Annotated in this window: 10 protein-coding genes; 5 read left to right on the plus strand and 5 right to left on the minus strand. The window is 64.0% G+C overall.

Annotated features, from left to right (window positions below; translation table 11 throughout):
• Nucleotides 1-22: 22 nt before the first annotated feature.
• Nucleotides 23-2,956 carry a bifunctional [glutamate--ammonia ligase]-adenylyl-L-tyrosine phosphorylase/[glutamate--ammonia-ligase] adenylyltransferase gene (gene glnE, locus ABOA88_RS14315; RefSeq protein ID WP_367850647.1) on the minus strand — a complete coding sequence of 978 codons (2,934 nt, stop codon included), beginning with the start codon at nucleotides 2,954-2,956 and terminating at the stop codon, nucleotides 23-25.
• 384 nt (nucleotides 2,957-3,340) lie between these two features.
• Between glnE and aceE the strand changes: the two genes are divergently transcribed.
• From aceE to ABOA88_RS14340, 5 genes are all read left to right on the plus strand, one after another.
• A complete protein-coding gene (gene aceE / locus ABOA88_RS14320; RefSeq protein WP_196167872.1) occupies nucleotides 3,341-5,986 on the plus strand; it encodes a pyruvate dehydrogenase (acetyl-transferring), homodimeric type in 2,646 nt (881 codons plus the stop codon).
• A gap of 13 nt (nucleotides 5,987-5,999) precedes the next feature.
• A complete protein-coding gene (gene aceF, locus ABOA88_RS14325) occupies nucleotides 6,000-7,640 on the plus strand; it encodes a dihydrolipoyllysine-residue acetyltransferase (protein WP_196167873.1) in 1,641 nt (546 codons plus the stop codon).
• 325 nt (nucleotides 7,641-7,965) lie between these two features.
• A complete protein-coding gene (locus ABOA88_RS14330; RefSeq protein WP_196167874.1) occupies nucleotides 7,966-10,659 on the plus strand; it encodes a putative bifunctional diguanylate cyclase/phosphodiesterase in 2,694 nt (897 codons plus the stop codon).
• 147 nt (nucleotides 10,660-10,806) lie between these two features.
• Complete coding sequence (gene msrA / locus ABOA88_RS14335; protein ID WP_367850646.1) at nucleotides 10,807-11,475, plus strand: peptide-methionine (S)-S-oxide reductase MsrA; 669 nt, start codon at nucleotides 10,807-10,809, stop codon at nucleotides 11,473-11,475.
• A gap of 9 nt (nucleotides 11,476-11,484) precedes the next feature.
• Entirely contained in the window at nucleotides 11,485-12,108 is a 624-nt protein-coding gene (locus ABOA88_RS14340; RefSeq protein WP_274092844.1) for a glutathione S-transferase, read from the plus strand.
• A 147-nt stretch (nucleotides 12,109-12,255) separates the two neighbouring features.
• On the opposite strand, the gene creD is transcribed toward ABOA88_RS14340, so the two are convergent.
• The 4 genes from creD to rloA2 all read right to left on the minus strand — a co-directional run bounded on the left by creD (nucleotide 12,256) and on the right by rloA2 (nucleotide 16,543).
• A complete protein-coding gene (gene creD, locus ABOA88_RS14345) occupies nucleotides 12,256-13,584 on the minus strand; it encodes a cell envelope integrity protein CreD (RefSeq protein WP_367850645.1) in 1,329 nt (442 codons plus the stop codon).
• A gap of 153 nt (nucleotides 13,585-13,737) precedes the next feature.
• On the minus strand, nucleotides 13,738-15,171 hold the full coding sequence (creC, locus tag ABOA88_RS14350) for a two-component system sensor histidine kinase CreC (protein ID WP_196167877.1): 1,434 nt from the start codon (nucleotides 15,169-15,171) through the stop codon (nucleotides 13,738-13,740).
• Complete coding sequence (gene creB, locus ABOA88_RS14355; protein WP_367850644.1) at nucleotides 15,171-15,851, minus strand: two-component system response regulator CreB; 681 nt, start codon at nucleotides 15,849-15,851, stop codon at nucleotides 15,171-15,173. Before creB ends, creC begins: the two co-directional genes overlap by 1 nt.
• Nucleotides 15,852-16,042: 191 nt before the next feature.
• On the minus strand, nucleotides 16,043-16,543 hold the full coding sequence (gene rloA2, locus ABOA88_RS14360) for a retropepsin-like aspartic peptidase RloA2 (protein ID WP_367850643.1): 501 nt from the start codon (nucleotides 16,541-16,543) through the stop codon (nucleotides 16,043-16,045).
• Between the last annotated feature and the right edge of the window lie 45 nt (nucleotides 16,544-16,588).

Consider the following 16,588-nt stretch of genomic DNA (forward strand, 5'->3'; position numbering starts at 1 on the left):
ACCACGGGGCTGGCGGAGGGCTTCAGGTCAGCCCAAGCTCGCTCCAGATCCGCCGCACCTCGCGGCGCTGATCGGCAAACTGCCCGGCATCGACGACCCCGGCCTGCTTCTGCAGGGCCTGGCGGTGCGAGGCCGAGCGGAACGCCTTGTACACCTCGCGCAGCAGCACTGCATCGTTGGCCGGCATCAGGCCAGCCTGCTCCAGCTCCTCGAGGATGCGGATGTTGTCGGTCCAGCGCAGCAGGGCCGGGTGGTCGTGGGACCAGGCCAAAGCGGCGTATTGCACCATAAATTCGATATCCACGATACCGCCGGCATCCTGCTTGATATCGAAGGGCATGCCGGCCTCGAAGGCATTGGCGGCAGTCCCTGCGGCGGTGCTCTTGGTGCCAAGGTTGTCGCGCATCTTGGCGCGCATCTCGCTCACTTCCTGGCGCAGCTTGTCCAGCTCGCGCGGCTTGCCCAGCACCCGGGCGCGCACGTCCTCGAACGCCGCCGCGACCTGCTTGCAGCCCACCAGCACCCGCGCCCGCACCAGAGCTTGGTGCTCCCAGGTCCAGGCCTCGCCCTGCTGGTAGCGCTCGAAGGCCCCCACGGAACTGACCAGCAACCCCGAGGCGCCGGACGGACGCAGGCGCATGTCCACGTCATAGAGCTGACCGGAGTTGGTCTGGGTAGTCAGCATATGAATGATGCGTTGCCCCAACCGAGTGAAGAACTGCGCGCCGTCGATGGGTTTGGCGCCGTCGGTTTCGCCCTGGGGATCGCCATCGTGGATGAACACCAGGTCCAGGTCCGAGCCATGCCCCAGCTCGATGCCGCCGACCTTGCCGTAGCCGACGATGATGAATCCCGGATCGCACAGACTGCCGTCGCTGCGCGTGGGCTGGCCGTGACGGGCCACCGTCTGGCGCCAGGCCAGGGCCAGCACCTGGTCGAGGATCGCCTCGGCCAGCCAGGTCAGGTAGTCGCTGACTTTCATCAGGGGCAGGTTGCCGGTGATCTCCGAGGCGGCCACCCGCAGGCTGTGGGCCAGCTTGAAGTGACGCAAGGCCTCCATTTGCTGCTCCAGATCGTCCTCGGGAATGCGCGTCAGGCGCTCGCGCAGCTCGCAGGCCAGCTCCGGGGCCAGGGGTGGACTGAACAGCCGGCCTTCGTTGAGCAGTTCATCGAGCAACAACGGATAACGAGCAATCTGTTCGGCGATCCACGGGCTGGCCGCGCACAGGGTCAGCAACCGGCGCAGGGCGCCCGGGTTCTCGGTCAGCAGCACCAGGTAGGCCGAACGTCGCGCCACCGCCTCGACCAGCGGCAACACGCGCTCCAGGACCAAGTCCGGGTCAGCGTGCTCCACCGCCTGGGCGAGCAGGCGCGGAATGAAGGCATCCAGGCGCTCGCGTCCGATCCGCTGCATGGAGCGCAGCGAAGGGCTGGAGCGCAGCAACGCCAGGCGGCGCAGAGCCTCGGCGGGGTGCTTGAAGCCGGCTTCCTCCAACTGTCGGCAGGCGGCCTCTTCATCCTGGGCCTGCTCCCACAGCGGCGACCATTCGCCACCGACGACCAGTTCGCCCTCGCCTTCCTCGTCGTCGGGGTCGGCGATCACCTGGCGGAAATGCCAGTCGATCCGGCCACGCCAGTGCATGAGCTGGTCATGGAAGCTCTGCCAGTCGGCATAGCCCAGGATAAACGCCACGCGCTCACGGTCCCTTTCGTCCTCCGGTAGCATCTGGGTCTGGCGGTCGGCGATGGCCTGGATCGCATGCTCGGTATAACGCAGGAACTCATAGCCCTCACGCAGCTCGGCCACCACCGCCGGCGGCAGGTAGCCCTGGCCTTCGAGGGTCGCCAGCACCTTGAGCAGTGGCCGCTGTTGCAGGCTCAGGTCGCGCCCGCCGTGGATCAACTGGAACGCCTGGGCGATGAACTCCACTTCGCGGATGCCGCCCGCGCCGAGCTTGATGTTCTCCGACATGCCCTTGCGCCGCACTTCCTGCTGGATCAGCTGCTTCATGGTACGCAGCGCCTCGATGGCCGAGAAATCCAGGTAACGGCGGTAGACGAACGGGCGCAGCATATTCTGCAACTGGGCGCCGGCGACTTGGTCGCCGGCCACGACCCGCGCCTTGATCATGGCGTAGCGTTCCCAGTCGCGGCCTTGGTCCTGGTAATACTGCTCCAAGGCATTGAACGACAACGTCAGGGCACCGGCCGAGCCATAGGGGCGCAGGCGCATGTCGACGCGGAACACGAAACCATCGACGGTCACCGGGTCCAGCGCCTTGATCAGCCGCTGGCCCAGGCGGGTGAAGAACTCCTGGTTGTCCAGCGAGCGTTTGACCCCTTCGGTCTCGCCGCCCTCGGGAAAGGCGAAGATCAGATCGATGTCCGAAGACAGGTTCAGCTCCACCGCGCCCAGCTTGCCCATGCCCAGCACCACCATGTGCTGCGCCTGGCCGCTGCGGTTGCCGATGGGCGTGCCGAACTGCTGGCAATGGCGCGGATACAACCATTGATACGCCTGGTCGATGGAGGCGTCGGCCAGGTCGGAAAGGTCGCGGCAGGTTTCTCCCAGCGCGGCCTGGCGGGTGATGTCGCGCCAGATGATGCGCACCTGCTGGCGGTTGCGCTCGCGGCGCAGGTTGCGCGCAAGCTCCTCCTCGCTCTGCGCCGCCTCGGCGGCGGCGGCGATGCGCGCGCGCATCTCGCCCGGGGCGAAAGGCCGCTCCAGCTCACCGCTGGCCTGCAGCGCGAAGAGCATGGCCGGCTCGCGCAGGGCTACTTCCAGGACGAAGTCGCTGGCTGCGGCCACTTGGTCGAACGCATGGCGCTGGGCGGGGCTCCAGGCATCGAAGTCCAGCCCCTCGAGACCTGCGATGGCCTCACGCAGGGATTGTTGGTTACGGACGACCAGCGGTTGCAGGACGGCGGGCAGATCGAGCGGCAAAGGCAGGCGCATGGTCTATCCTTGATCGGCGTGAGTGGGAGGGGTAGAGGCGGCCGAGGGGATGCCGAATGACGGTTGGACTGTCATACAAAAGTTGGAAATAGCTGAAATAAACGAATCATTGGTTAAAAACATCAAGATTCACCCAACCAAAGCCCAGTCCAAACCTACGGGAACGTTTTTCCTCACAACCCGGCATGCGACAAAATGCCGCTTTTCTGTAGTTTTACTACTACCCCGGCTGTTCAAAAGCATGAAATGCCAAACCATTTGTAGTAAAACTACACGGCGCCGGATGACTGTCCGGCTAATCCAAGAATTCACGACGTCTGCCCAAAAGGCCAGTCGCAAACTCAGGCCCCCGATTCTGGTGGCCTTTCCGCCCTGGAGCAAGCCATGCAAGACCTCGATCCCGTCGAAACCCAGGAATGGCTGGATGCCTTGGAGTCGGTCCTCGACAAAGAAGGCGAAGACCGCGCTCACTACCTGATGACCCGTATGGGCGAGCTGGCCACCCGTAGTGGCTCTCAGCTGCCGTACGCAATCACCACGCCATACCGCAACACCATCCCTGTTACCCACGAAGCACGCATGCCTGGCGACCTGTTCATGGAACGCCGCATCCGCTCGATGGTACGTTGGAACGCCCTGGCCATGGTCATGCGTACCAACCTGCGGGATTCGGACCTGGGCGGCCACATTTCGAGCTTCGCCTCCAGCGCCACCCTGTACGACATCGGCTTCAACTACTTCTTCCAGGCCCCTACCGAGGAGCACGGTGGCGACCTGATCTTCTTCCAGGGCCACGCCTCCCCAGGCATCTATGCCCGCGCCTTCCTCGAAGGTCGCATCAACGAAGACCAGATGAACAACTTCCGTCAGGAAGTGGACGGCAAGGGCCTGTCCTCCTACCCGCACCCATGGCTGATGCCTGACTTCTGGCAGTTCCCGACCGTTTCCATGGGTCTGGGTCCGATCCAGGCGATCTACCAGGCACGCTTCATGAAGTACCTGGAAGCCCGTGGCTTCATCCCGGCCGGCAAGCAGAAGGTCTGGTGCTTCATGGGCGACGGCGAGTGCGACGAGCCGGAATCCCTGGGCGCGATCGCCCTGGCTGGCCGCGAGAAGCTGGACAACCTGATCTTCGTCATCAACTGCAACCTGCAGCGCCTCGACGGCCCGGTTCGCGGCAACGGCAAGATCATCCAGGAACTCGAAGGCGTGTTCCGTGGCGGTGGCTGGAACGTCAACAAGGTCGTCTGGGGCCGCTTCTGGGATCCGCTGTTCGCCAAGGACACCAACGGTGCCCTGCAGCGCCGTATGGACGAAGTCATCGACGGCGAGTACCAGAACTACAAGGCCAAGGACGGTGCGTACGTCCGTGAGCACTTCTTCAACACCCCAGAACTCAAGGCCATGGTCGAAGACCTGTCCGACGACGAGATCTGGAAGCTCAACCGTGGCGGCCACGACCCGTACAAGGTCTATGCGGCCTACCACCAGGCGGTAAACCATCAAGGTCAGCCAACCGTCATCCTGGCCAAGACCATCAAGGGTTACGGTACCGGTGCCGGCGAAGCCAAGAACACCGCGCACAACACCAAGAAGGTCGACGTCGACAGCCTGCGTCACTTCCGTGACCGCTTCGACATCCCGGTCAAGGATGCCGACCTGGAAAACCTGCCATTCTTCCGTCCGGAAGAAGGCAGCGCCGAAGCCAAGTACCTGGCCGAGCGCCGCGCAGCCCTGGGTGGCTTCGTACCGCAGCGCCGTGCACAGAGCTTCAGCATCCCGACTCCGCCGCTGGAAACCCTGAAGGCGATCCTGGACGGTTCGGGCGACCGCGAAATCTCCACCACCATGGCCTTCGTGCGCATCCTGGCGCAGCTGGTCAAGGACAAGGAAATCGGCCAGCGCATCGTTCCGATCATCCCGGACGAAGCCCGTACCTTCGGTATGGAAGGCATGTTCCGCCAGCTGGGCATCTACTCGTCCGTGGGTCAGCTCTACGAGCCGGTCGACAAGGACCAGGTGATGTTCTACCGCGAGGACAAGAAGGGCCAGATCCTCGAGGAAGGCATCAACGAAGCCGGCGCCATGTCGTCGTTCATCGCCGCTGGTACCTCGTACAGCAACCACAACCAGCCGATGCTGCCGTTCTACATCTTCTATTCGATGTTCGGCTTCCAGCGTATCGGTGACCTGGCATGGGCCGCTGGCGACAGCCGCACCCGTGGCTTCCTGATCGGCGGTACCGCCGGCCGTACCACCCTCAACGGTGAAGGCCTGCAGCACGAAGACGGTCACAGCCACCTGATGGCTGCCACCATCCCGAACTGCCGTACCTATGATCCGACCTACGGCTACGAGCTGGCGGTGATCATCCAGGACGGCATGAAGAAGATGACCGAAGAGCAACAGGACGTCTTCTACTACATCACCGTGATGAACGAAGCCTACACCCAGCCAGCCATCCCGGCCGGCGCCGAGGAAGGCATCATCAAGGGCATGTACCTGCTCGAGGAAGACACCCGCGAGGCCGCGCACCACGTGCAGCTGCTGGGTTCGGGCACTATCCTGCGCGAAGTCCGCGAAGCGGCCAAGATCCTGCGCGAGGAATACAACGTCGGTGCCGACGTCTGGAGCGTCACCAGCTTCAACGAACTGCGCCGTGACGGCCTGGCCGTGGAACGCGCCAACCGCCTCAAGCCTGGCCAGAAGCCACAGCAGACCTACGTCGAGCAGTGCCTGGCCGGCCGCAAGGGCCCGGTTGTAGCGTCCACCGACTACATGAAGCTCTTCGCCGAACAGATCCGTCAGTGGGTCCCGAGCAAGGAGTACAAGGTCCTGGGTACCGATGGCTTCGGTCGCAGCGACAGCCGCAAGAAGCTGCGTCACTTCTTCGAAGTCGACCGTCACTTCGTCGTGCTGGCTGCCCTGGAAGCCCTGGCTGACCGTGGCGAGATCGAACCGAAGGTGGTGGCCGACGCCATCGTCAAGTTCGGCATCGATCCGGACAAGCGCAACCCACTGGACTGCTGAGGAGTATTTTTAAGTGAGCGAACTCATTCGCGTACCTGACATCGGCAGCGGTGAAGGTGAAATCATCGAGCTGTTCGTCAAGGTCGGTGACCGTATCGAGGCTGACCAGAGCCTGCTGACCCTGGAGTCCGACAAGGCCTCCATGGAGATCCCCGCCCCCAAGGCCGGCGTGATCAAGGAACTGAAAGTCAAGCTGGGTGATCGCCTGAAAGAAGGCGACGAGCTGATGGTCCTGGAAGTCGAGGGCGCCGCCGCGGCGCCCGAGGCTCCGGCCGCTGCTGCACCGGCTGCCGCAGAGCAACCGGCTGCCGCACCTGCGCCAGCCGCTGCCCCTGCCCCGGCTGCTGCACCTGCCGCCGCCAGCGTGCAGGACATCCATGTGCCGGATATCGGTTCGTCGGGCAAGGCCAAGATCATCGAAGTACTGGTCAAGGCCGGCGACACCGTCGAAGCCGACCAGTCGCTGATCACCCTGGAGTCCGACAAGGCCTCCATGGAGATCCCATCCCCCGCCGCTGGCGTGGTGAAGGAAGTGATCGCCAAGCTGGACGACGAAGTCGGCACCGGTGACCTGATCCTGAAGCTGGAAGTCGCGGGCGCCGCCCCGGCTGCCGCTCCAGCAGCTGCCGCACCGGCCCCTGCCAAGGCCGAGTCGGCGCCAGCCGCCGCGCCTGCCGCAGCACCAGCTCCGGCGGCTGCCCCGGCTCCGGTCGCCACCGCACCGGCTGCTGGCAGCAACGCCAAGGTCCATGCTGGCCCTGCCGTGCGTCTGCTGGCCCGTGAATTCGGTGTCGACCTGGGCGCGGTCGCCGCGACCGGTCCGCACGGCCGTATCCTGAAAGAAGACGTGCAGGTCTACGTCAAGGCCATGATGCAGAAAGCCAAGGAAGCTCCAGCCGCTGGCGCGACCGGTGGTGCAGGCATCCCGCCGATCCCGGCCGTGGACTTCAGCAAGTTCGGTGAAGTGGAAGAAGTCGCCCTGACCCGCCTGATGCAGGTCGGTGCCGCCAACCTGCATCGCAGCTGGCTGAACGTGCCGCACGTCACCCAGTTCGACTCCGCCGACATCACCGAGCTGGAAGCTTTCCGCGTTGCGCAGAAGGCCGTGGCCGAGAAGGCTGGCGTCAAGCTGACCGTCTTGCCGCTGCTGCTCAAGGCCTGCGCCTTCCTGCTCAAGGAACTGCCGGACTTCAACAGCTCGCTGGCACCCAGTGGCAAGGCGATCATCCGCAAGAAGTACGTGCACATCGGCTTCGCCGTGGACACTCCGGACGGCCTGCTGGTCCCTGTGATCAAGAACGTGGACCAGAAGAGCCTGCTGCAACTGGCTGCCGAAGCCGCGGCGCTCGCCGAAAAAGCCCGCACCAAGAAGCTGTCGTCCGACGAGATGCAGGGCGCCTGCTTCACCATCTCCAGCCTCGGCCACATTGGCGGCACCGGCTTCACGCCGATCGTCAACGCGCCTGAGGTGGCGATCCTGGGTGTCTCCAAGGCCACCATGCAGCCGGTCTGGGATGGCAAGGCCTTCCAGCCCAAGCTGATGCTGCCGCTGTCGCTGTCCTACGATCACCGTGTGATCAACGGCGCCGCCGCCGCGCGCTTCACCAAGCGCCTGGGCGATGTGCTGGCGGACATCCGCACCATGCTGCTGTAATGCAGCCCCTTGCCTCACCCTCCAAGGGGTGAGGCAAGCCTGTTTCGAGCTGCCACGCTCGTACCTCAACCCCGCCACTCTGGCGGGGCTTTTTTTGCCTGATGAAAAGGACGCGAATACATCGTCAAATTCGCAGCCCTTCGCAGGCGAACCCGCTGCCACAGCCCCCTCTGGCCTTTAGATTTCCGTCCAACCGCCGACAAGCTGTTCATCGCTTCCCATATGGCCGCTTGCCAGCCCCCGGGACATGATGCAACCTTGCCCTAGGCACCGCCGCATAGCTCGTGGCCCGCCGCGCCAACTGCCTTCTTCAAGCGAGTCTTCGATGAAAAGCCAACCCGATGCCGCCAGCCGAGTGGCGGCCGAGGTCGTCACGCAGCTCCCCGTGCCTTCACGGCTCGGCATGCTGCGTTTCGAACGGCTCAACGAAGCCAGCTGGGCGATGCTCTATCTCGATCCGGCCTGCGAGCGCCAGTTCGGCCTGCCTGCCGCCGACCTCTGCGCCCTGATCGGCTCACCCTATGCCAGCCTCATGGAGCCAGAGGCGCGCTACAGGCTGCATGACGAGATCCAACTGCAATTGGCCCGGCGCAACCACTACCGGGTCCGCTACACCCTGCACACCAGCGGCGCAGCCCTGCGCCTGCTGGAGATCGGCGAAGCCTACCGCCAGCACAACCGCCAACTGTTGCGCGGCTATCTCACGGTGCTCGATGATCAGCAGCACGAGGAGCCAGGGCTCGGCGAGGACGACCTGGAATCTCGCAACAGCCGTCTGCAACTGGCCTTGCAGCTCAACCAGCGTGCCCAGCAGGAGCAGCTACAGCACCTCGAGCGTGTGCGCGCCCAGCAAGACCTCATCCTGCGCCTGGCCCGCCAGCGCTACAGCGCCGAGAACTCCTTGCAGGAGGCGGCCGAGCTGATCACCCGCAGTGCCTGCGAAATCTACAAGGTCGATTGCGCCAGCCTCTGGCATCTGCAGGACCAGCATCTGGAGCCGATCAGTGCCTGGCACAGCCGGGATCAGCGTCACTACCTGCCCCAGCCCATCGACGCCAGCTGCTTCCCGGACTACCTCGATGCCCTGCACGCCAGCCGCGCCATCGATGCCCATAACGCCGGCCAAGACCCTCGCACCCGCGACATGGCCGAGAGCCTGTACGCAGCGACCAACAATGCCATGCTCGACGCCAGCATTCGCGTCGATGGCCAGGTCGTTGGCGTGCTGTGCCTGGAGCAGATCGGCAAGGCCCGTGCCTGGCAGGCCGACGAAATCGCCTTTGCCGGGGAGCTGGCCGACCAGGTCGCCCAAGTCATCACCAACCACAACCGACGCACGGCGGCCAGTGCCCTGCACCTGTTCCAGCGGGCCGTGGAACAGAGCGCCAGCGCCTTCCTGCTGGTCAACCGCGACGGCGTGGTGGAATACGTCAACCCAAGCTTCACCGCCATCACCCAGTACAGCACCGATGAAGTGCAGGGTCGCCACCTGGCAGAACTGCCCGCGCTGGAGAATCTGAGTGAACTGCTGTTCCATTCGCCCTCGAGCCTGGCCATGGGCAACAGCTGGCAAGGCGAGTTCAAGAGCCGACGCAAGAGCCTGGAGCCCTACTGGGGCCAGTTGTCGATATCCAAGGTCTTCGGCGACAACCGCGAGCTGACCCACTACATCGGCATCTACGAAGACATCACCCAAAGCAAGCTGGCCCAGCAGCGCATCGAACGCCTGGCCTACACAGACAACCTGACCAACCTGGGCAACCGCCCTTCGTTCATCCGCAACCTCGATGAACGCTTCGAGCACATCGGCGACAGGCCCCTGTGCCTGCTGCTGGTGGACATCGATAACTTCAAGCGGATCAACGACAGCCTCGGCCACCAGACCGGCGACAAGCTTCTGGTCAGCTTGGCCCGGCGCCTGCGCAACAGCCTGGGCAGCAGCGATATCCTGGCGCGTTTTGCCAGCAACGAGTTCGCCGTGCTGCTCGACGATGCGAGCCTGGAGACCGGCCAGCAAGTGGCCCAGCAACTGCTGCACACCCTCGACAAACCCATGTTCGTCGACAACCAGCTGATCAACGTCACCGCCTCGGTGGGCCTGGCTTGTGCCCCCCTGCACGGCAGCGACCCGCAAAGCCTGATGAAAAACGCAGGCCTTGCCCTGCACAAGGCCAAGGCCAACGGTAAGCACCAGGTCCAGGTCTTCACCGAGGTGCTCAATGCCGAGGCCAGCTACAAGCTGTTCGTGGAGAACAACCTGCGCCGCGCCCTGACCCAGAACGAGCTGGAGGTGTTCTACCAGCCCAAGCTGTGCCTGCGCAGTGGCCGCCTGCTGGGCCTGGAGGCCCTGCTGCGCTGGAACCACCCCGAAAAAGGCATGATCCGCCCCGATCAGTTCATCAGCGTGGCCGAGGAAACCGGGCTGATCATCCCGATCGGGAAATGGGTCGTGCGCCAGGCCTGCCGCATGAGCCAGCACCTGAGCCAGGTCGGCGTGGGCAACCTGCACGTGGCCATCAACCTGTCGCCCAAGCAGTTCTCCGACCCAGAGCTGGTGGCCTCGATCGGCACCATCCTCAAGGAAGAAGCCCTGCCGCCGCACCTGCTGGAACTGGAGCTGACAGAAGGCCTGCTGCTGGAAGCGACCGTCGACACCCATCGCCAGCTCGACGAGCTCAAGGCCCTGGGCCTGATCCTGGCCATGGACGACTTCGGCACCGGCTATTCCTCGCTGAGCTACCTGAAGAAGTTTCCGATCGACATCATCAAGATCGACCGCAGCTTCATCAACGAGATTCCCGACAACCAGGACGACATGGAAATCACCTCGGCGGTGGTGGCCATGGCTCACAACCTCAAGCTCAAGGTGGTTGCCGAGGGTATCGAGACCGCCGAGCAGTTGGCTTTCCTGCGGCGGCATCGCTGCGATGTCGGCCAGGGCTACCTGTTCGACAAGCCGATTCCGGGGCGCGAACTGGCCGAGCGGCTCAAGCGTTATCCACGCGGCCCGGTGGCCTGACAGCGACGCCAAGCTCGGGCACTATAAGCCCCATTCGAGCCATTTCGCCGGTGCGCCCACTCCCACAGGCACGACGCTGCTGATGTGAGAGCGGGATTACCCGCGAAGCGGCCAACACTCATCTACCTGACATACAGAGGAACGGCCATGGTCCTGCGTTCGGAAATCCTGGTGAACAAAAACGTCATGCCTACTGCGGAACAGGCCCTGCCTGGCCGCGACACCCCGATGCCCCTGCCCGAGTTCCACTACGTGTTCAAGGACACGCCGCTGCTGGGCCCCTTCTTCGAGGGCAGCATCGATTTCGCCATCTTCGGCCTGGGCTGCTTCTGGGGCGCCGAACGTCGTTTCTGGCAGCGCGAAGGCGTGGTCAGCACCGTGGTCGGCTATGCCGGCGGCTTCACCCCCAACCCGACCTACGAAGAAGTCTGCTCGGGCCTGACCGGCCACACCGAAGTGGTGCTGGTGGTGTTCGACAAGGACAAAGTGAGCTATCGCGAGCTGCTGGCGATGTTCTGGGAACTGCACAACCCGACCCAAGGCATGCGCCAAGGCAACGACATCGGCACCCAGTATCGCTCGGCAATCTACTGCACCAGCCCCGAGCAACTGGAACAGGCCAAGGCCAGCCGTGGCGCCTTCCAGGCCGAGCTGAGCAAGGCCGGTTTCGGCGAGATCACCACCGAGATCGACCAGGCGCCGACCGTGTACTTCGCCGAGGCCTACCACCAGCAGTACCTGGCCAAGAACCCCGACGGCTACTGCGGCATCGCTGGCACCGGCGTCTGCCTGCCCCCAAGCCTGCAAGGCAACTGAGGCCTGGCCATGACGACGATGACCCTGTTCCACTCGCCGCTCTCGCCGTTCGTGCGCAAGGTGATGGTCGTGCTGCACGAGACCGGTCAGCTCGACCGCGTGACCTTGCAAGCCGTCAACGTCAGCCCTGTGAATGGCGATGACCAGCTCAACCAAGACAACCCGATCGGCAAGATCCCGGCGCTGCGCCTGGAAGACGGCGCGGTATTGCACGACAGCCGGGTGATCTGCGAGTACCTCGACCTGCAGCACGTCGGCAACCCGCTGATCCCCCGCGAAGGCTCTGCCCGCTGGCGGCGCCTGACCTTGGCCTCCCAGGCCGATGCGATCATGGATGCGGCGGTCTCGACCCGATACGAGACCTTCCTGCGTCCGGAAGACAAACGCTGGGACGGCTGGGTCCAGGCCCAAGGCGAGAAGATCCGCCGCAGCCTGGCCAACCTGGAGCAGGCGCACTTGGCGGAGCTCGCCTCGACCTTCGACATCGCCGCCATCGGCGTGGCCTGTGCACTGGGCTACCTGGACCTGCGCCAGCCGCAGTTCGGCTGGCGCGAGCAGCAGCCAGGGCTTGCCGCTTGGTATGCCGAGGTGCTCAAGCGGCCGTCGATGGCTGCAACGGCTCCTGTGATCTGACGGGCCTGTCCACGGATAAACCCACTCCCACACGGATTGCCGCCAGCCCTGTGGGAGCGGGTTCACTCGCGAAAACCTCATCCCGATGCCACAGAACAAGCATCCCGATTCGATAGGCCAACCAACGCCCCGTTTCTCGATCCTCCCTCATGCCGCTCTCCCCACCTGCGCCCAGTCCAGGCGGCGGGTCAGCACCATGAACACACCAAGCAGGCCAAAGCACAGCAGCGAGCCCATCAGCAGCGCATAGTCCTCGGCGCTGAGCAGGCCGAAGAGCAGCCCATACAATCCCCCCAGCCCCGCCGCAAAGCCGATCCCCCGCCTCACGCTGCCCAGCACATGGCTTAGGTAGAAGCCGATCAGCAGCACGCACGCCGAGGCCGACAGTCCATAGGCCAGGCCAAAGCCCAGGTGTTCGGACAAAGACAGCAGCAACAAGTAGAACAAGGCCAACGCCACCCCCACCAGCATGTACTGCACCGGATGCACGCTGAGGTTCTTCAGCACCTCGAACAGGAAGAAGCCCGCGAAGGTCAGGGCGATGAACAACAGCGCATACTTGATTGCCCGCTCACTCTTGAGGTAGTGGTCCACCGGATCGACGAAACTGACGCCAAAGGCGCGCGCATTGAAATCGGTGCACTGACCCTGGCCGGCACATTGGCGCAGCGCATCCTCAAGGTTGGTGGCGAAGAACGAGGTCTGCCAATGGGCCTCGAAACCCTGACCGTGTATTTCCCGACGGCTGGGCAGGTAATTGCCGACAAAGCTTGGGTGCGGCCAGTTGGCGCGCATGTCCACACTGCTGCTGCGCCCCACCGGCACGACATGCAACTGGCCAGTCCCCTGCAAAGCCAGGTCGAAGCCATAGGTGAACTCACGGGCCTGGCCACCCTCGAGCATCGGCAAGGCGACATGCACGCCCCCGCCCAGCCAATCCAGGCCAGTGCCGGGCTCGAACGGCAGGCGCTGATCATCCAGCGTCAGCGTCAGGGCGTGCTCGATGCCGCGAATATCACTGATGCCCACCACCAGGTAGGGCCTGTCGAAGCGGTAGTCCTCCCAATCCTTCTCGATACCCCAGCGCGTCGGGAGCTTGAAACGACCGCTCACCCTGCTCTTGGCGTGGAACAACCGGGCCTGGTAGATGCCCCGGGCGCGCAGTTCGGTGTCGATATCGCTGTCTACGTCGAAGGTTTCAGGCAGGAAGTACAGTTGGCCATTGAGCGTGATGGTCTCCTGGACGCTCTGGCCGTTCTTCTCGGTCCAGCGCCGCTCGTACTTGCGGTAGGGCACCACCAGCAGCGGGCCGCTGATCTGCTGGCCGAAGCTTGAGCTTTCGGCTATATCCTGCAGCACGCTGTCGCGCAAGGCCTGTCGTTCTCCGATCAGGCCACCGATCATCAGCAGTGGGATCAACAACAGCAACATCAGCAGGGCAATCATGCCGAGCTTGAAACTCAAGGTTTTGGTCATGGGCTAGGGCTCCGTTTGCGATGGGCGCAGTGTGGAACCGCTGCGTGGAGCCTTTGTGGAGTACGCGTGGAGATTGGGTGGTGTTTTCAACAACACCGCGGCACCGGTGGAAGCGGGTTTACCCGCGAAGGGGCTGCGCAGAAGACTGTCGGCTCAATTCACACGTCGCGCCGGCAACCACAACCGCACGCGCACCCCGCCCTCGACGTTCTCCACGGCTAACGCGCCGCCATGCAACTGCATCACCTCCGCCACGAAGTTAAGCCCCAGCCCCGTACTCTTGCGCCCGCTGCCTGGCCGTGGCAGCGAATAGAAGCGCTCGCTGACTCGCCCGATGGCGTAATCAGGGATCGGCTCGCCCTGGTTGAACACACTCAGCGCCACCCGTTCGCCGTCGCGTTCCAACTCGAACAACAACGCTGCGCCTGCCGGCGAGAAATCCAGCGCATTGTCCAGCAGGTTGGCCAGGGCCTGGCGCATCAGGAAAGGATCACACAGCAACCCCAGCTCCACCGGCACCCGCTGGCGAACCTGCAAGCGGGCGCCTTCGATGCGCGCCGCATGGCTCAACAGCAACTCATCGATCAGCGCCGCCAAGGCGACATACTGTTCGTCTTCCAATGCCTGCATTTGCTCGACCCTTGCCAGGTTGAGCAAGCGCTCGATCATCTGTTGCAAGCGCCCGCTCTCGCGCTCGATGTTGCTGGCAAAACGCACCCGCACGTCTTGGGGCATGTCGCCCTGAAGCAGCTCGGATGCCCCGCGGATCGCCGCCAGCGGGCTCTTGAGCTCATGGGTCAGGGTGTGCACGTAGCGCTCGACATAGGCCTTGCCTTCGAGCTGGGTCCGCATCCGCTCTACCGCTGTGGCCAACTGCCCCAACTCGCCCCCCTTGTAGTGGGGCAAGGCTGCGCGCTGGCCCTCGCTGACAGCCTGGGCATAGCGCGTCAGCCGCCGCAGCGAGCGCGCCAGCCACCACGACAGCGCCGCCCCCACCAACAGGCCAAGGCCGATCAGGCCCAGGCCCAGGTTCAGCAGCCGCTGCTCGGCGCGGTCGATGTAGGGTTGCAGCGAGCTGTTGGGCTTGGCCACCGTCACCACGCCGATGATGCGGCCCTGGTCGAGGATCGGCGCAGCCACGTGCATCACCGAGGTGGTTTCGTCGGCCGGATCGCTGCGTGTGGAGCGCGCGCCATACTGGCCGCGCAGGGTGAGGTAGACATCGTTCCAGCGCGAGTAGTCCTTGCCCACGTCCTGGCCGCTGGAGTCCAGCAGCACGGTCCCCTTGGCGTCGGTGACATAGATGCGGTGGCTGACCTGGTTCTTCGCCAGCCCCCAGATCCGCGCGCCTGGGCGGCGCTCGCCGTAAGACGCCAACACCTGAGGCAACCGCCCTTGATTCAGGGTGCCGGCCTTGACGTCGTCATGGAGGATCTCCGCCAGTAGGTTGGCAGTGTCCACGAGGGTTTCCTCGGAGGACTGGCGCACCACCGGGCGGATCTGTTCGCGCACGGTGCTGAGCAGAAAGTAACCAGACAACCCGACGAACAGGAAATACACCAGGAAGATGCGAATACCCAGGCGCATCAGGCGTGATCCGGGCTGTAGCTGTAACCCAGGCCACGATGTGTCTGGATGGGCTCGGCATCGGCAGCGACCTGGCGCAGCTTGGCACGCAGGCTCTTGATATGACTGTCGATGGTGCGTTCATAGCCAGCATCGGAAGCCACACCCACCGCATCGAGCAGTTGCTCGCGGCTGAACACCCGCCGGGGTTGCTCCAGCAAGCATTGCAACAGACGAAATTCATGACGGGTCAGGGCCAGCGGCTGGGCGTGGTAGCGGATCTGCATGCTCAAGGTATCGAGCTGGAACACCGAGGCCTGGGCCGACGTCTGGGCCTGGGGCGCCATGCGCTTGAGGATCGCCCTCACGCGGGCGGCCACCTCCCGTGGGCTGAACGGCTTGACCACGTAATCGTCGGCACCGATCTCGAGCCCAACCACTCGGTCGATTTCGGCATCACGGGCGCTGAGGAACATCACCGGCACGTCGCTGAAACGGCGCAACTGCCGACAGGTTTCGAAGCCGCTGATGTCCGGTAGGCCGATGTCGAGAATCACCAGGTCCGCCGGATGCAGACGCTGCTGCTCGAGGGCTGCGCTACCGAGCGTCACCCAGTCGGTGCTGTGGCCATCGGCCTGCAAGGCATAGACCAGCGTGTCGGCAATGGCGGATTCGTCTTCGACGATGAGGATGTGGGGCATGGCGTCCGGCCTTACTTGGGCAAATGCTGGACTTGTAGGTGATCAGCAGGCATCACGCAACCCCTGTGGGGCTGGCATTGGGCCAAGTGCGGAGCTCTTCACGGGTACCCCGCGCCCACAAGGATCACCGCCAGCCCTGTGGGAGCGGGTTCAACCGCGAACACCGGCAACGCCGGTGGCATACGGCTCAACTAGCAGTCCGGCTTGCCGGCAGTGAACTTCTTGGCCGGGTTCACCGCCGCCTTGAACTCTTTCAGGGCCTTGGAGCCGATCAGCAGCGGGTAGTTGAAGTGGCTGCGGTCGGCCAGGTTGACCTCCACCGTGCGTTTGACGTCACCCAGGCACAGTTCCAGGTCGATCACCGGGCGCTTGGAGACTTCCGGGAGGTCCCCCTCTTCTTCCTCGTCCACACGGTTCTTGATCTTGCTGATGCGCGACAGCTCATGCTCGTAGACCTTGCCGTCGGCGTTCTTGGTCGCCAGACGGAAGCGCACCCACTCATTGCCATCGCGGGTGAACAGCTCGATGTCCTTGGCCGACAGCGAGGCGGTGTAGGCACCGGTGTCCATCTTGGCCTTGAGGGTTTCGCCAAGCTCCGGCAGGGCAATGTTCTCGTAACGGCCATACAGGGTGGGCTCGGCGGCCATCACCGGAAAGGCGAGGATCGACAGCAGGGCAAGCAGTGATTTCACAGGTTAGGCTTCCTTGAGGTGGGACAGCACTTAGACTGCCCGGGC

Origin of the sequence: Pseudomonas sp. PKS (genome assembly GCF_051913525.1) — a bacterium.
Classification (GTDB): domain Bacteria; phylum Pseudomonadota; class Gammaproteobacteria; order Pseudomonadales; family Pseudomonadaceae; genus Aquipseudomonas; species Aquipseudomonas guariconensis_D.

What these genes read in the sequence shown, in the direction of transcription:
- creC (WP_196167877.1), bottom strand. Translation starts at nt 15,171, where the DNA reads ATGCGCCTGGGTATTCGCATCTTCCTGGTGTATTTCCTGTTCGTCGGG.
- ABOA88_RS14340 (WP_274092844.1), top strand. Translation starts at nt 11,485, where the DNA reads ATGACGACGATGACCCTGTTCCACTCGCCGCTCTCGCCGTTCGTGCGC.
- msrA (WP_367850646.1), top strand. Translation starts at nt 10,807, where the DNA reads ATGGTCCTGCGTTCGGAAATCCTGGTGAACAAAAACGTCATGCCTACT.
- creB (WP_367850644.1), bottom strand. Translation starts at nt 15,851, where the DNA reads ATGCCCCACATCCTCATCGTCGAAGACGAATCCGCCATTGCCGACACG.
- glnE (WP_367850647.1), bottom strand. Translation starts at nt 2,956, where the DNA reads ATGCGCCTGCCTTTGCCGCTCGATCTGCCCGCCGTCCTGCAACCGCTG.
- creD (WP_367850645.1), bottom strand. Translation starts at nt 13,584, where the DNA reads ATGACCAAAACCTTGAGTTTCAAGCTCGGCATGATTGCCCTGCTGATG.
- aceE (WP_196167872.1), top strand. Translation starts at nt 3,341, where the DNA reads ATGCAAGACCTCGATCCCGTCGAAACCCAGGAATGGCTGGATGCCTTG.
- ABOA88_RS14330 (WP_196167874.1), top strand. Translation starts at nt 7,966, where the DNA reads ATGAAAAGCCAACCCGATGCCGCCAGCCGAGTGGCGGCCGAGGTCGTC.